At 70.0% G+C, this 14,084-nt stretch carries 16 protein-coding genes; 6 read left to right on the forward strand and 10 right to left on the reverse strand.

Features of this window, described 5'->3' with window-relative positions:
• Nucleotides 1-136 precede the first annotated feature (136 nt).
• The 7 genes from O9255_RS06800 to O9255_RS06830 form a co-directional block, all read right to left on the reverse strand.
• Entirely contained in the window at nt 137-799 is a 663-nt protein-coding gene (locus O9255_RS06800) for a transposase (protein ID WP_297866103.1), read from the reverse strand.
• Nucleotides 800-994: 195 nt separating this feature from the next.
• Complete coding sequence (locus tag O9255_RS06805) at nt 995-2,011, reverse strand: phosphotransferase family protein (RefSeq protein ID WP_297866104.1); 1,017 nt, start codon at nt 2,009-2,011, stop codon at nt 995-997.
• The gene (locus O9255_RS06810) at nt 2,008-3,219 is read right to left on the reverse strand and encodes an acyl-CoA dehydrogenase family protein (RefSeq protein WP_297866105.1); all 1,212 of its coding nucleotides are present in this window, start codon (nt 3,217-3,219) and stop codon (nt 2,008-2,010) included. Before O9255_RS06810 ends, O9255_RS06805 begins: the two co-directional genes overlap by 4 nt.
• A 10-nt stretch (nt 3,220-3,229) precedes the next feature.
• On the reverse strand, nt 3,230-3,913 hold the full coding sequence (locus O9255_RS06815; RefSeq protein WP_297866106.1) for a histidine phosphatase family protein: 684 nt from the start codon (nt 3,911-3,913) through the stop codon (nt 3,230-3,232).
• Nucleotides 3,913-4,428: a DUF4426 domain-containing protein gene (locus tag O9255_RS06820; protein WP_297866107.1), complete on the reverse strand. Its 516-nt coding sequence runs from the start codon at nt 4,426-4,428 to the stop codon at nt 3,913-3,915. Before O9255_RS06820 ends, O9255_RS06815 begins: the two co-directional genes overlap by 1 nt.
• 16 nt (nt 4,429-4,444) lie before the next feature.
• On the reverse strand, nt 4,445-5,281 hold the full coding sequence (gene proC / locus O9255_RS06825; RefSeq protein WP_297866108.1) for a pyrroline-5-carboxylate reductase: 837 nt from the start codon (nt 5,279-5,281) through the stop codon (nt 4,445-4,447).
• A 67-nt stretch (nt 5,282-5,348) separates the two neighbouring features.
• Nucleotides 5,349-6,026 (reverse strand): YggS family pyridoxal phosphate-dependent enzyme, encoded by a 678-nt coding sequence (locus O9255_RS06830; RefSeq protein ID WP_297866109.1) that lies wholly within the window; start codon nt 6,024-6,026, stop codon nt 5,349-5,351.
• Nucleotides 6,027-6,112: 86 nt separating this feature from the next.
• Here O9255_RS06830 and O9255_RS06835 point away from each other — a divergent pair, with 86 nt between their 5' ends.
• The 3 genes from O9255_RS06835 to O9255_RS06845 are packed head-to-tail and all read left to right on the forward strand — an operon-like array spanning nt 6,113 to nt 9,204.
• Complete coding sequence (locus O9255_RS06835; RefSeq protein WP_297866110.1) at nt 6,113-7,150, forward strand: type IV pilus twitching motility protein PilT; 1,038 nt, start codon at nt 6,113-6,115, stop codon at nt 7,148-7,150.
• A gap of 47 nt (nt 7,151-7,197) precedes the next feature.
• Entirely contained in the window at nt 7,198-8,328 is a 1,131-nt protein-coding gene (locus O9255_RS06840; RefSeq protein WP_297866111.1) for a PilT/PilU family type 4a pilus ATPase, read from the forward strand.
• Between the two features lie 60 nt (nt 8,329-8,388).
• Entirely contained in the window at nt 8,389-9,204 is an 816-nt protein-coding gene (locus O9255_RS06845; RefSeq protein ID WP_297866112.1) for a TIGR04325 family methyltransferase, read from the forward strand.
• Nucleotide 9,205: 1 nt separating this feature from the next.
• Here the strand turns inward: O9255_RS06845 and O9255_RS06850 are convergent, their stop codons facing one another.
• Nucleotides 9,206-9,931 (reverse strand): hypothetical protein, encoded by a 726-nt coding sequence (locus O9255_RS06850; RefSeq protein WP_297866113.1) that lies wholly within the window; start codon nt 9,929-9,931, stop codon nt 9,206-9,208.
• 106 nt (nt 9,932-10,037) lie between these two features.
• Here O9255_RS06850 and O9255_RS06855 point away from each other — a divergent pair, with 106 nt between their 5' ends.
• The 3 genes from O9255_RS06855 to O9255_RS06865 are packed head-to-tail and all read left to right on the forward strand — an operon-like array spanning nt 10,038 to nt 11,984.
• Entirely contained in the window at nt 10,038-10,598 is a 561-nt protein-coding gene (locus O9255_RS06855; RefSeq protein WP_297866114.1) for a YqgE/AlgH family protein, read from the forward strand.
• 13 nt (nt 10,599-10,611) lie between these two features.
• Nucleotides 10,612-11,055 (forward strand): Holliday junction resolvase RuvX, encoded by a 444-nt coding sequence (gene ruvX / locus O9255_RS06860; RefSeq protein WP_297866115.1) that lies wholly within the window; start codon nt 10,612-10,614, stop codon nt 11,053-11,055.
• Entirely contained in the window at nt 11,052-11,984 is a 933-nt protein-coding gene (locus O9255_RS06865; RefSeq protein ID WP_297866116.1) for an aspartate carbamoyltransferase catalytic subunit, read from the forward strand. Before ruvX ends, O9255_RS06865 begins: the two co-directional genes overlap by 4 nt.
• Here the strand turns inward: O9255_RS06865 and O9255_RS06870 are convergent.
• Both O9255_RS06870 and mgtE read right to left on the reverse strand, forming a co-directional pair.
• Nucleotides 11,981-12,679, reverse strand: a complete 699-nt coding sequence (locus O9255_RS06870; protein ID WP_297866117.1) for a hypothetical protein — start codon at nt 12,677-12,679, stop codon at nt 11,981-11,983. The genes O9255_RS06865 and O9255_RS06870 overlap by 4 nt on opposite strands.
• Before the next feature lie 2 nt (nt 12,680-12,681).
• Nucleotides 12,682-14,043: a magnesium transporter gene (mgtE, locus tag O9255_RS06875; protein ID WP_297866118.1), complete on the reverse strand. Its 1,362-nt coding sequence runs from the start codon at nt 14,041-14,043 to the stop codon at nt 12,682-12,684.
• Between the last annotated feature and the right edge of the window lie 41 nt (nt 14,044-14,084).

Below are 14,084 nucleotides of genomic sequence, written 5' to 3' on the forward strand. Positions count from 1 at the left end.
CGGCACGCCGGCGTCGCCCTGCTTCAGCACCGCAACGATTTGGCTTTCGGTGAACTTCGACTTCTTCATGGAACCTCCTGGCGGGGAAAACATGCCAGAAAGCTCTATCTCTCAGGTGTCCACGATCAGGGGGAGGTTACGCGACGAGCTTGGCGATCTGCCGGCGGTTCAGGGTGCCGAGTTCGGGAAGCAGGGCCAGGCTGGTGGCCTGGAAGATCGGCCCCATGCCTTTCGACGAGCGGATGGCAGGGGTGCCGTTCGCGTCGACGAGGACCTGCATGGCCTGTTCGATGGCCGCGAGTTCCCGCCGGAGGGCGGCCACGGTGCGGTGGATCAGGGTGCGTACCGCGGGCGGCGCGCGATCAGCCTGCTGTTTCTGCACCTGCAGGGTCATGACGACCTGACCGCGGCGCCGCAGCCAGGCGCGCAGTTCGCGTTGCCAGGGCGGTGCCGGGACGTGGCATCGCAGTCGATCGCGGAAGAGCCGCGCGAACAGGCAGAGCAACCGCGCATCGATGGCGTCGGACTTGGCGAGTTCACCGATGGCGCGGGCAAAGGCGTTCGACTGTCGGGGGCTGATCCGCGCCACGTGGAGCCCGGCGTCCACGCAGGCGTCCAGTAGCGCGTCCTCGTAGCCGCCGGTGGCTTCGACGACCACGAAGGCATCCTCGAGCCCGGCCAGCCCGCGAATGAGCTTCCGTCGTCCGGCAGCATCGTTGCTGAAACGGGTGGTCCGGGCTCGCCCGTCGATAGCGAGATCGAGGAAATCCTTGCCGACATCCACACCTGCGGCCGTCATCACGATGCTCCGAGGGAAGGGGAAGCCGTGGGAGCCGGCGTGCGTCCCTTGAGGAGCTACGGTGGCGCGGCACCCAAGCGTTATCGGGCGCGCACGCCGGTCTCCCGGTGCCTACATTAGGGAAACGCGCCGCCGCTGTTCTTCGGGACCTTGATTCCAGCCGTCGTCGGCCAGACCGCTCGTCCAGCGCGCGCTTCAGCCCAGCGCCTTCATCCCTGAAGCGGCGAGCAGTTCGACCATCTGCCCGGCCTGCTGCGCCTGCTCGCTGCTGGCGTTGCCCTGCTCGGCGCGCTTGGCCACGCCCTGCGCGATCGCGGCGAGGCGGAAGAAGCTGAAGGCCAGCACGAAGCCCCAGTCCTCGGGGATCGCGCGGCCGGTTTTCGCGGCGTAGCGCGCCAGCAGTTCTGCTTCCGACGGAATGCCCAGCGCCGCGCGGTCCATGGCGGCGAGCCCGGGTAAGGCAGGATTGCGCGGCAGGCGCAGGGCCATGCAGAAGTAGCCGAGGTCGGCGAGCGGGTGGCCCAGCGTGGCCAGTTCCCAGTCCATCACCGCAAGCACGCGCGCTTCGTCCTTGGCCCACATCAGGTTGTCGATGCGGAAGTCGCCGTGCACGAGCGCGACGACGCCGTCGTCGGCGGGACAGCGCTTCGGGAGCTCTGAAATCAGCGCGTCCATCGCCGGGATCTCTCGGGTGCGGCTCTGCGCGTACTGCTCGCTCCAGCGCGAGAGCTGGCGGGCGAAGTAGTTGCCGGGCTTTCCGAAATCGGCGAGGCCCGCGGCCGGCACGTCGACGCCATGGATGGCGGCGAGCGTGTCGATGATCGATTCGAAATGCGCCGCGCGTTGCTCGGGCGAGTGGTTCGGCAGGGCCGGGTCCCACTCGACGCGTCCGTCGACGAAATCCATCACGTAGAACATCGAGCCGATGACGGCATCGTCGCTGCACAGCCAGCGCGGCGTGGCCACGGGCACGCGGCCCTGAAGCGCCCGCAGCACGCGGAACTCGCGGTCGACCGCATGCGCCGAGGCGAGCAGCGCGCCCGGCGGCTTGCGGCGCAGCACATACGTTCCGGAGGCGGCGTCGAGGCGGTAGGTCGGGTTGCTCTGGCCGCCCTTGAACTTCGTCGCCGTCAGCGGGCCGCGGAAGCCGGGCACGTTCACTTCGAGCGCGCTGGCGAGTGCCGCCTCGTCCAGGGCGAAGGGCGTGCTCATGCGCGGTGCGCCTTCAACATGCCCTTGGCCAGCGAGGCGAGGTGCACTTCATCCGGGCCGTCAGCGAGGCGCAGGCAGCGTGCGCCGGTGTAGGCGGCCGACAGGAAGGGATCGGCAAGGCCGCCGGCGCCGTGGATTTGGATGGCGCGGTCGACCACCGCGCAGGCCATGCGCGGCGCGACGATCTTGATCATGCCGATGGCGTCCTTCGCGCCTTTGTTGCCCTTGGCGTCGAGCTGGGCGGCGGCGTCGAGCGTGAGCAGGCGGGCCTGCTCGATCTCGCAGCGCGACAGCGCGATCGCCTCCTGCGCCATGCCCTGCGCGCCCAGCGGCTTGCCGAAGGCGATGCGCGTTTGTGCGCGTGCCACCATCATTTCCAGCGCGCGTTGCGCCATGCCGATGGTGCGCATGCAGTGGTGGATGCGCCCCGGGCCTAGACGGGCCTGCGCCAGCGCGAAGCCCTGGCCTTCACCGCCGATGAGGTTCGCCGCGGGCACGCGCACGTTGGTGAATTCGAGTTCGACGTGGCCGCCCGGCGCATCGTCGTGGCCGAGGGCTTCGAGCGGGCGCACGACCCGCAGGCCCGGCGTGTCCATCGGCACCAGCACCATCGCGTGCCGGGCGTGCGGCTCGGCCTCCGGCGTGGTGACGCCCATGACGATGAGGATGCGGCAGCGCGGGTCGCCGGCGCCGGTGATCCACCACTTGCGACCATCGAGCACGTAGGCATCGCCGTCGCGGCGGATGCGCAGCGCGATGTTGGTGGCGTCCGACGAGGCGACGTCCGGTTCGGTCATCGCGAAGGCCGAGCGGATCTCGCCGCGGAGCAGCGGCGCCAGCCACGCGGCCTTCTGTTCCGTGTTACCGAAGTGCGCCAGCACTTCCATGTTGCCGGTGTCGGGCGCGTTGCAGTTGAACACCTCGCTGGCCCACAGCACGCGGCCCATGCGCTCAGCCAGCGGCGCGTAGTCGAGGTTCGAAAGGCCGGCGCCGTGCGTCGCGTCGGGCAGGAACAGGTTCCAGAGACCGGCGGCCTTGGCTTCGGCCTTCAGCGTTTCGATGCGCGGGCAGACCGTCCAGCGCGTGGCCGGGTCGGACGCCCAGGCGTGCACTTCGGCTTCGGCCGGCAGCACACGCTCGGCCATGAACGCAGTAAGCCGGGCATCCAGCTCGCGGGCGCGGTCGGAGAAGGGGAACAGCGGGCTCATCGGCAGTCCTTCAAAAGTGCGTCCACAGCCGGCGGTCGTGGGCGAGGTGCGGCAGGGTGTTGAAGCTGCCGAAGCGCAGCCGCCCGTGGCGGGTGCTGAACTCATTGATCGAGGCATTGCGGATGGCGAGATTCAGGTCGACGGCGCGCGCCGCCGGCACCTCGAGCGCCTGCTGCGCGAGTCGGGCGATGACGCCGCCCGAGCTCACCACGAGGGTCGGGCCGTCGCCGTTCGCGTCGGCGGCGGCGGAACCGGCCCGCGCCACGCGCTCGCCGAACACACCCCAGCGTTCGGGGACGGCGTCCAGTTCGTCGTGCGCCCAGGCGTGGATGGCGGCGTACAGCATTGGGCCCACCACCGTCGGGTCGTGCGAACCGGCGCGGGCACGCATGTCGGCATCGGCGCGCTCGACGAGGTAGGCGCGGATCACCGCGCCGTGGTCGAATTCGTTGAGGTCGGCATCCTCTTCCGGCTCGGGCAGCGGGTGCCCGGCCTCGGCGAAGGCGCGGCGGATCGCTTCGAGGGTCTCGCGGTGCCGGCGCATCGCGCCGACGCGCACGCGGGCGAAGTCGTGCGGCTCGCGGGCGAGCCACGTGCCGAGGTGGCCGGCCTGCGTCCAGCCCAAGGGCGAGAGGCGGTCGTAGTCGTCGGTGCCGTAGCTGGCCTGGGCGTGGCGGACGACGAGCAGGGCCATCAGCGCGCCCGGACCGCGGGCCAGAACGCCTGCGCGTAGCGGGCGTTGATCGGCGTGCCGCCCTCCGGCGTCACCACCAGTTCGAACACGATGTCGTCGCGTTCTTCGATGCGGGCTTCGCCCAAGTAGTAGATCGCGCCACGGTCGCGCACTTCACGCAGGTTCAAGGCCTGGCGCTGGCCGGCGCTGTTGATGGCGGTGGCCTCGATGCGCGCCGTCACGGCGACGGCCGTGGCCGCACGCGGGCCCTTCATCACCGAGACGTTGAGCAGGGCTCGGTTGGACGAGCGCGTGATGCCGTAGCGCGTGGCGATTTCCGGCGTGAGCTGGGTGCTCGGCATCGCGTTGTAGTGCACGGTGAACTCGCCGGACTGCGTGCTGTTGAGCCCCGAGCTGAGCGTCAGCGAGGGCTTCGGCGGCGGCGCGGCTGGCGGCGTGGCGCTGGCCGTGGGCGCGACGAGCGCTGCGGCGAGCACGACGCCGATCAGCGGCAGGGCAGTTCGAAAGGCGGGCATGGCGGAAGGCTCCGGATCAGTCGTTCGCTGCGGAGAGTTCCGCGCCTCGGCTCCGCGCGGCGTGAACGGCCGCCGCGACCAGCGGCTTGAAGCCGCCGGCGGCGAAGGCGTCGAGGGCGGCCTGCGTGGTGCCGTTCGGCGAGGTGACGCGCTCGCGCAGGGTAGTGGCGGTTTCGCCGCTTTCCTTCAGCATCCGCGCCGCGCCGGCGATGGTTTCGACGACCAGCGTGCGCGCGGCGTCGGCGGGCAAGCCCTCGGCTTCCGCGGCGGCCTGCATCGCTTCGGCCAGCAGGAAGACGTAGGCCGGGCCGCTGCCCGAGGCCGCGGTGACGGCATCCATCAGCGCTTCGTCGTCGATCCACACGGTCTCGCCGGCCGGCTTGAGCAGGGTGTCGGCGAGGGCCTTCTGCGCGGGCGTGGCGGCGCTCGTGGCGTACAGGCCGGTGACGCCGGCGCCGAGCAGGGCGGGGGTGTTCGGCATGGTGCGCACCACGGCGATGCCGCCGCCCAGCCAGCGGTCGAGCTGCGCGCTGGTGATGCCCGCGGCAATGGAAACCACCAGCGGGCGCTGCGCCTGGGCCAGCGGCGCCAGCGCCTCGCACACGCCGCGCAGCACCTGCGGCTTGGTGGCCAGCACCCACACCGCACCCTTCGACGCGGCGGCGGCGTTGTCCTCGGTGGTGACCACGCCGAACTCCGTGGACAGGCCCTCGCGGTTGGGCGCGTAAGGCTCGCTGACATGGATGTCCTGGGCCGAGGCACCGCCGCGGACCATGCCCCCGATCAAGGCGCGGGCCATGTTGCCGCCGCCGATGAAGGCGACGGGAGGAAGGGCGGTCGGTGTGGCGCTCATGGGTTGGCGGGTAAGGAGGCGGAAGCCCTGCATCATGGCCGGGCGGCGCAGCGTTCGGAACCCCGGATCAGGCCTTCGCCGGCCGCGCCCCGAACAGCGCACTGCCCACCCGCACGAGGGTGGCGCCCTCGGCCACGGCCAACGGCCAGTCGTCGCTCATGCCCATCGAGAGGGTGTCGACGCTGGTGTGCCGCTCGCGCACACGTTCGAACAACGACCGCATGCGCCCGAAGGCGGCGCGGCGATGCGCTTCGTCCGGGTGCGGCTCGGGGATGGCCATCAGGCCGCGCAGCGCCAAGCGCGGCAGGGCGGCGGCCTGGTCGGCCAGCGCCATCACCTCGTCGGCCGCGCAGCCGGACTTGCTGGCTTCGCCGTCGATGTTGACCTGCAGCAGCACGTTCAGAGGGCCGCGATCGGCCGGGCGCTCCTTGTCGAGCAGCGGCAGCAGTTTGGCGCGGTCCACCGACTGCACCCAGTCGAAGTGGCGGGCGGCCTCGCGGCACTTGTTGCTCTGCAGGGGGCCGATCAGGTGCCACTCCAGATCAAGGTCGGCGAGCTCGCGCTGCTTGGCCAGCGCCTCCTGCACGTAGTTCTCGCCGAAGGCCCGCTGGCCAAGCGCGGCGAGGGCGCGGACCGACTCGGCGGGCTGGGTTTTCGACACCGCGACGAGTCGCGCCGAAGCCCCGGCCACGGGGCGGGCGAGGGCGTCGACGAGGGGGCGATAGCGGGCTTCCAGAGCGTCCATAGGCTGGGGCTATACTGCCGGAGGACATGCCGTCGCACGAGGCTGTGCGACTCAATCGGCTTCGACCGGCTCTGGGGAGTGAACGAATGGATATCGCGGAACTGTTGGCCTTCTCGGTCAAGAACAAGGCCTCCGACCTGCACCTTTCGGCCGGCCTGCCGCCGATGATCCGCGTGGACGGCGACGTCCGCCGCATCAACATCCCGGCGCTCGACCACAAGACCGTGCACGCGCTGATCTACGACATCATGTCGGACAAGCAGCGTCGCGATTACGAAGAGTTCCTCGAGACCGACTTCTCCTTCGAAATTCCCGGCCTCGCGCGCTTCCGCGTCAACGCCTTCAACCAGAACCGCGGCGCCGGCGCGGTGTTCCGTACCATTCCTTCCGAGATCCTCACCCTCGAGGACCTCAACTGCCCGCGCATCTTCCGCGAGCTCATCGACCAGCCGCAGGGCCTGATCCTCGTCACCGGCCCGACCGGCTCGGGCAAGTCGACGACGCTGGCCGCGATGATCGACCACATCAACAAGAACGAGTACTCGCACATCCTCACCGTCGAGGACCCGATCGAGTTCGTGCACACCTCGCAGAAGTGCCTCGTCAACCAGCGCGAAGTGCACCGCGACACCCACGGCTTCAACGAGGCGCTGCGCTCGGCGCTCCGCGAAGACCCCGACTACATCCTCGTCGGCGAGTTGCGCGACCTCGAGACCATCCGCCTGGCGCTGACCGCCGCGGAGACCGGCCACCTGGTGTTCGGCACCCTGCACACCAGCTCGGCCGCCAAGACCATCGACCGCATCATCGACGTGTTCCCCGCCGGCGAAAAGCCGATGGTGCGCTCGATGCTCTCCGAAAGCTTGCGCGCGGTGGTCTCGCAGTCGCTGCTGAAGAAAGTGGGCGGCGGCCGCGTGGCGGCGCACGAGATCATGGTGGGCATCCCGGCCATCCGTAACCTGATCCGCGAGGACAAGGTGGCGCAGATGTACAGCTCCATCCAGACCGGCCAGCAGTACGGCATGCAGACGCTCGACCAGTGCCTGCAGGACCTGCTCAAGCGCGGCATCATCACCCGCGCGCAGGCGGCCACCTACGCCAAGGACAAGCGCATCTTCGAGTGATCGAACGCGTCGACTGAGCGCCCACGAGAACCGGCCGGAGCCCCCCAATGAGCAGCATCGATTTCACCTCGTTCCTCAAGCTGATGGCGCACAAGAAGGCGTCCGACCTGTTCATCACGGCCGGCGTCCCGCCGTCCATGAAGCTGCACGGCAAGCTGGTGCCGATCACGCAGGAGCCGCTCACGCCCACGCAGAGCCGCGACCTCGTGCTGAACGTGATGAACCCCTCGCAGCGCGAGGAGTTCGAGAAGACCCACGAGTGCAACTTCGCCATCGGCCTCGCCGGCGTCGGGCGCTTCCGCGTGTCGTGCTTCTACCAGCGCAACCAGGTCGGCATGGTGCTGCGCCGCATCGAGACCAAGATCCCGACCATCGACGAGCTCAACCTGCCGGCGGTGATCAAGACGCTGGCCATGACCAAGCGCGGCCTGATCATCTTCGTCGGCGCCACGGGTACGGGTAAGTCGACCTCGCTGGCGGCGATGATCGGCTACCGCAACATCAACTCGTCGGGCCACATCATCACCATCGAGGACCCGATCGAGTTCGTGCACAAGCACGAGGGCTGCATCGTCACCCAGCGCGAGGTCGGCATCGACACCGACAGCTGGGAGGCGGCGCTGAAGAACACCCTGCGCCAGGCGCCCGACGTCATCATGATCGGCGAGGTCCGCACCCGCGAGGGCATGGACCACGCCATCGCCTTCGCCGAAACCGGCCACCTGGTGCTGTGCACCCTGCACGCGAACAACTCGAACCAGGCGATGGACCGCATCATCAACTTCTTCCCGGAAGAGCGGCGCAACCAGCTGCTGATGGACCTCTCGCTCAACCTGAAGGGCATCGTCGCCCAGCAGCTGATCCCGACGCCGGACGGCAAGGGCCGTCGCTGCGCGATGGAGATCCTGCTCGGCACGCCGCTGGTGCAGGACTACATCCGCGACGGCGAGATCCACAAGCTGAAGGACGTCATGAAGGAGTCCACCCAGCTGGGCATGAAGACCTTCGACCAGGCCTTGTTCGAGCTGTACCAGTCCGGCGAGATCACCTACGAGGACGCGCTGCGCTACGCCGATTCGGCGAACGAAGTGCGCCTGAAGATCAAGCTGGCGCAGGGTGGCGACGCCCGCTCGCTGTCGGCGGGCTTGGACGGCGTGGAAGTCTCGAAGGTCGAGTAAGCGCCTCGCCGGCAACAAGGGAACGGGCCACCCCCCGATGGCCCGGATGCAAGGGCTTGCATGTACCTCCATCGCTGGTTTTCACGGGCGGGTCGGCTGCTCGACCGCCTTCCGCCGTTCACCTGGATCAACCGCGCGGTGTATCGCCGAGCGTTCGCGCGCAACCGCCACGAGAACCTCTTCCTCGGGTGCTATGCGAGCTTCGCTGAGGCCGCCGCCGCGGCGCCTCCGGTCAAGCCGGTGGGCTATGACAACGCCGCTTCGGTCGCGCTCTATGGCGACGAGCTGCGGCCGCGTGATTACCCGGCGGTGTTCTGGATCGACCGCCTGGTGGCCGAGGGCGCGCGCCGCGTCTTCGACCTCGGCGGCTACACCGGCATCAAGCACTACGGCTTCGCGCGGCTGATCGATTACCCGGGCGACCTCGTCTGGACCGTCGGCGACGTGCCGGCCGTCGTCGAGGCGGGCCGGCGCGTGGCGGCCGAGCGCGGCATCGAAGCGCGCCTGAAGTTCACCGCCGACCTGTCCGATGTCGCCGAGGCCGACCTGCTGTTCGCCTCGGGCAGCGTGCAGTTCCTCGAGGAATCCCCCGGCGCGCTGCTTGCCCGCGTCGGTGCGCGGCCGCGCTGGATCGTGCTTAACACCTCGGCCATCCATCCGAAGCATTCATACATCACGCTCAACAGCATCGGCACCGCGTTCTGTCCTTACCGCGTGCAGTCGCGCGCTGCGCTGGTGGCGGAGCTCGAGGCGCTGGGCTACCGGCTGCTCGACGAATGGCGGAACCCCGGCAAGGGCATCACCGTGCCCTTCCACCCGGAACTGGACCTCGAGGAATACCGCGGCTTCTGCTTCGAGCGCGTCGCCGTGGCCTGACTCAGCCGCCGGCCTGGTAGCGGCCGATGTCGAAGCCGCCCACCTCGAAGTCGATCGGGTCGGCGCGGCCGTCCACCGGGGCGATCCGCACGGTGCGGGCGGCATCGAGCGCGCGGATGAAGCCGGCATCATCCTTGATGAACAGCGCCGGCCGCGTGCCGGTGCTCGAGGCCTCGCCGGCGAAGCGCTTCGGCGCCGCCTCGTCGAGCGTGATGTTGAAGGCGCAGGGGCGGCCGCACTCGAACACGCCCTCTTCGATCACGAGGTAGACGCTCTGGCCCCAGCGCGGGTCGTTGCGCAGTACGAGTTGCACGGTCGGAACGACGGCGAAGCTGGCCGGGTCGTCGGCCTCCGGGCGCTGGTTGCGCATCGAGGCGGCTTTCTGTGGGTTCGATTCCCCGGCGATGGGCGTGGACACGTAGCTCCACAGCGCCTTCAGGCGTTCGGCTTCCACTTGGGTCTTCGCCGCCTCGCGCAGGGCGTCCAGACCTTCTGACACCTCGGTGGCGGCGGCCGTGCCGGGGCCGTCGGCGAGGATCACCTCGGCGCTGGCGACGGCGATGCGGGCATCGCCCCGGCCTTTGGCGTCGCGGTAGACCTGCAGGGTCGGGGCCATTGCCGCTTCGCGGGCGGCTGCGGCGGCTTCCGCGGCCGCACGCTGCTCTTCCGGACTCGGGCCGCAGGCGGTCAGCGCCAACACGGCCGCCGCCAGAAGGGTGGGGCGCACGCGGAAGAGGGACGGGCGGCAGGGCAGGGGCATGGGCGCGTCGAGCGGGGGTTGGCCTTCAGCTTAAGCGCACCCCCGCCCGGGGCGCACGGCCTACAATGCCGGCATGCCGCTGGAAAACACGCTCGCGTCGTCGCTCCTGCTCGCCATGCCCGGCATGGACGACCCGAATTTCTCCCGCACCGCCGTGCTCGTCTGCCAGCATGATGGCGAGGGCGCCATGGGCGTGGTGCTGAACCGCCGCACCGATGTGCTGCTCGGCGAATTGTTCGAGCAGCTCGGCATCGAGGGCGCCGCACGCGAGATGAAGGGCCGCCAGGTGCTGTGGGGCGGCCCGGTGCAGGTCGACCGCGGCTTCGTGCTGCACGACGACCCGCGTCCGTGGCCCTCGACCCTGCGCTTCGGCGCCTTCGGGCTGACCAGTTCGCGCGAGATCCTGCACGCCATGGCGCGCGGCGACGGCCCCGAACGCTACCTCGTCATGGTCGGCCATGCCGGCTGGGGCGGCGAGCAGCTGGAAGGCGAACTCGCGCAGAACGCCTGGCTCACCGTGCCGGCGCCCGAGGCCATGGTCTTCGACACCGACAGCGAGCAGCTGTGGCAGGTGGCAGCGGGCCAGATCGGCGTCGACATGGCGAACATGGCCGATTACAGCGGCCACGCGTGAGCGGCGCTCGCGCATGAGCCTCGGTGCGGTGCTCGGCTTCGACGTCGGCGCGAAGCGCATCGGCGTGGCCGTGGGCAACGGCATCACCGGCACCGCCAGCGAGCTTGGCCTGATCGAGGTGCGCGACGGCATCCCGGATTGGGCGCGCTTCGAGAAGTTGTTGAAGGAGTGGGCTCCGGTGCAGCTCATCGTCGGTGACCCGCTCACCTTCGATGATGACGATCCCGACCCGCCCGCCCGCCAGCGCGCTCGCGGCTTCGCCCGTGCCGCCGCCAAGCGCAGCGGCTTGCCCGTGGTGATGGTGGACGAACGCCGCAGTTCGAAGGAGGCCGCGCGCCGCTTCGCCGACCAGCGCCGCGCGGGCCTGAAGCGCCGCAGCGATGCCGAGGAAATCGACGCCTTGGCCGCCGTGGTGATCGTCGAGCGCTTCCTCGCCAGCTATCCTTCGCCCCCATGACGACCGAACGCCTGCGCCACCTGCTCACCCTCGACGGCTTGGGCGGCGACCGCCTCGACGCCCTGCTCGACACCGCCGAGGCCCTGCACCCCAACGCCCTCGGTGGCACGGCGCTCCGCCACGTGCTGGCCGGCCGGACGGTGTGCAACCTGTTCTTCGAGAACTCGACGCGCACGCGCAGCAGCTTCCAGCTGGCAGCGCAGCGCCTCGGCGCCGACGTGCTGAATTTCGACATCAGCGCTTCGTCGGTGAAGAAGGGCGAGAGCGCACTCGACACGCTGCGGACGCTGGAGGCGATGGGCATCGATGCCTTCGTCATCCGCCACGCCGAGAACGGCGCGGTCGCGGCGCTGGCCGCGGGCGCGAAGCCGACGACCTCGCTGTTGAACGCGGGCGACGGCCGCAGCGCGCACCCCACGCAGGGCCTGCTCGACATGCTGACGATCCGCCAGCGCAAGGGACGCGATTTCGGTGGCCTCTCGGTGCTGATCGTCGGCGACGTGCTGCATTCACGCGTGGCGCGCTCCGACCTGCATGCGCTGCGCCAGCTCGGCTGCCGCGACATCCGCGTCTGCGGCCCGGCCAGCCTGCTGCCCGGTTCGAACATCACCGCGGGTTGCACGGTCGGCCAGAACCTCGACGCGATGGTCGAAGGCGCGGACGTGGTCATGATGCTGCGCCTGCAGCGCGAGCGCATGGAGGAGGGCCTGGTGCCCTCGCTCGACCAGTACTTCCGCGAGTACGGCCTGACGCCGGCGCGGCTGGCGCGCGCCAAGCCGGATGCGATCGTCATGCATCCCGGCCCGATGAACCGCGGCGTCGAGATCGCCGACGCCGTGGCCGATGGTCCGCAGTCGGTGATCCTCGACCAGGTGGCGAACGGCGTGGCCGTGCGGATGGCGGTGCTGAAGCACCTGCTGGGCGGCTAGCGCGCGAGCACGTCCGCCTGCGGCGTGCCGTCCATCGGCTCCAGCGTGGTGTCCGCCACGACGAGGCCCTCGGCATCGAGCCGGTAGCGGAGCACGCGGACGAAGCCGGCGCTCGGGCTCGCGTTGTCGTCGTCGTCGCGGTACAGCGGGAAGCTGCGCACCAGCGCGGAGGCCTGCACGCCGAACTGGTCCCGGCCACGCCAGCCGATCGACGCTTCGTCGTCGAGGGCCGGCGCTCGGATCGCCGTGGCGCCGCCCGCGGCGTCGAAGCGCCAGCCGCGCACCTCGCCTTCTGCCGAGCTGCCGCCGCTGCGCGTCCAGAGCAGCAGCTCAGGGACGGCATCGCCGTCGAGGTCGGTGGCGAAGGCCTCGGCGAGGACCCCTGCCACGTCCAGCCGGAGGCGCTGCGGCGCGGCACCGACCGTGGCCGTGCGCACCAGCACCTCGATGCGCGTGGCATCGCCGACGGTGGCGGTATCGAGATCGAACTGCCAGCCCGAACCGGACAGGCGAAGGCTGCGGATGACCGGCGTGTCCGGCGCTGGCGTGCCCGCGGGTTCCGCCTCGATGGCCGTCGGCGGGATGTGCGGCGTGGCCGCAGGGGCAGGTGGCGCGGGTTCTCGGCCGTTTTCGCCGCATCCCGCAAGGGTCGCCGTGGCGACGAGCAGCAGTGCGAGGCGGCCCGGCGCGCGCATCGTCAGTGCAGCAGGAAGACGGTGGCCAAGCCCAGGAAGGCGAAGAAACCCATCACGTCGGTCACGGTGGTGAGGATCACGCCGCCGCCAACCGCCGGATCGACGTTGAAGCGCCGCAGCAGCATCGGCACCAGAACGCCCGCGCAGGCCGCGAAGCCGAGGTTGATCACCATCGCGGCGAAGATCACCGCGGCGATGCCCGGGCTGCGGAACCACGCCAGCGTCACCGTGGCGACGACGAGGCCGAGCAGTACGCCGTTCATCAGCGAGATGCGGATCTCCTTCCACACCAGCGTGCGCAGGTTGGCGGCGGAGACCTGGCCCAAGGCGAGGCCGCGCACCATCAGGGCCAGCACCTGCGTGCCGGCGTTGCCGCCCATGCCGGCGACGATCGGCATCAGCACCGCCAAGGCCACCACTTCGGCCAGCGTGGCCTGGAAGCGGCCCACGACGCTGGCGGCGAGGAAGGCGGTGCCGAGGTTGATGCTCAGCCACAGGAAGCGGCCGCGGAAGGCGCGCAGCACCGGGCTGAACAGGCTTTCGTCCTCGCTGACGCCGGCCGCCGAGAGCACCTGGTAATCGGCCTGCTCGCGAATGATGTCGACGACGTCGTCGATGGTGATGCGGCCGAGCAGCACGTTGTTGTCGTCCACCACCGGGGCCGAGATCCAGTCGTGGTCGGAGAACTGCCTTGCCACCTCGTCGGACAGGGTGTCGACGGCGATGGCGGGCTGCTCGCCATCCATCAGCGTGTTGATCGGCGTCGTTGGCTCGTGCGTGAGCAGCTGGGCCAGCGCGATGCGGCCGAGGTACTGGTGCCGGCGACTGACGACGTACAGATGGTCGGTGTTGTCCGGCAGCTCGCCGCGCAGGCGCAGGAAGCGCAGCACCACGTCGACGCTGACGTCGGCGCGCACGGTCACCACGTCGGGGTTCATCAGGCGGCCGGCGCTGTCCTCGGGATACGACAGAACCTGTTCGAGCCGCTCGCGGTTCTCGCGGTCCATCGACTTCAGCACTTCGTCGATGACCGTGTCCGGGAGGTCCTCCATCAGCTCGGCGAGGTCGTCGATGTCGAGGTCCTCGACCGCGGCGACGAGCTCGTCGGCGTCCATGGCGGCGATCAGGCCCTCGCGGACCTCGTCGTCGACGTGCAGCAGCACCTCGCCGTCGTCTTCCGGATCGACGAGGCCCCAGACCACGTCGCGCTTGGCCGGTGGCAGGGACTCGAGAAGGTTGCCGATCTCGGCCGCCGAGAGCGAGTTCACCAACCGGCGCACGGGACCGAGCCGCCCGCTGTCGAGGGACTCCGACAGCATGCGCAGCTGGTGGGCGGTGCGTTCGTGGCGGGCGGCGTCGACCATCGAGGAGCCTGGGCGTGCAGGGCGCGCGCATTATGGCCCGT

This window comes from Silanimonas sp. (genome assembly GCF_027530345.1).
Classification (GTDB): Bacteria; Pseudomonadota; Gammaproteobacteria; order Xanthomonadales; family Xanthomonadaceae; genus Silanimonas.

Coding starts and splice junctions, on each gene's coding strand:
- O9255_RS06870 (WP_297866117.1), bottom strand. CDS start 12,679: ATGCGCGCGCCGGGCCGCCTCGCACTGCTGCTCGTCGCCACGGCGACC.
- proC (WP_297866108.1), bottom strand. CDS start 5,281: ATGAGCGCCACACCGACCGCCCTTCCTCCCGTCGCCTTCATCGGCGGC.
- O9255_RS06845 (WP_297866112.1), top strand. CDS start 8,389: ATGTACCTCCATCGCTGGTTTTCACGGGCGGGTCGGCTGCTCGACCGC.
- mgtE (WP_297866118.1), bottom strand. CDS start 14,043: ATGGTCGACGCCGCCCGCCACGAACGCACCGCCCACCAGCTGCGCATG.
- O9255_RS06820 (WP_297866107.1), bottom strand. CDS start 4,428: ATGCCCGCCTTTCGAACTGCCCTGCCGCTGATCGGCGTCGTGCTCGCC.
- O9255_RS06835 (WP_297866110.1), top strand. CDS start 6,113: ATGGATATCGCGGAACTGTTGGCCTTCTCGGTCAAGAACAAGGCCTCC.
- O9255_RS06810 (WP_297866105.1), bottom strand. CDS start 3,219: ATGAGCCCGCTGTTCCCCTTCTCCGACCGCGCCCGCGAGCTGGATGCC.
- O9255_RS06855 (WP_297866114.1), top strand. CDS start 10,038: ATGCCGCTGGAAAACACGCTCGCGTCGTCGCTCCTGCTCGCCATGCCC.
- O9255_RS06815 (WP_297866106.1), bottom strand. CDS start 3,913: ATGGCCCTGCTCGTCGTCCGCCACGCCCAGGCCAGCTACGGCACCGAC.
- O9255_RS06840 (WP_297866111.1), top strand. CDS start 7,198: ATGAGCAGCATCGATTTCACCTCGTTCCTCAAGCTGATGGCGCACAAG.
- O9255_RS06805 (WP_297866104.1), bottom strand. CDS start 2,011: ATGAGCACGCCCTTCGCCCTGGACGAGGCGGCACTCGCCAGCGCGCTC.
- O9255_RS06830 (WP_297866109.1), bottom strand. CDS start 6,026: ATGGACGCTCTGGAAGCCCGCTATCGCCCCCTCGTCGACGCCCTCGCC.
- O9255_RS06865 (WP_297866116.1), top strand. CDS start 11,052: ATGACGACCGAACGCCTGCGCCACCTGCTCACCCTCGACGGCTTGGGC.
- O9255_RS06800 (WP_297866103.1), bottom strand. CDS start 799: ATGACGGCCGCAGGTGTGGATGTCGGCAAGGATTTCCTCGATCTCGCT.
- ruvX (WP_297866115.1), top strand. CDS start 10,612: ATGAGCCTCGGTGCGGTGCTCGGCTTCGACGTCGGCGCGAAGCGCATC.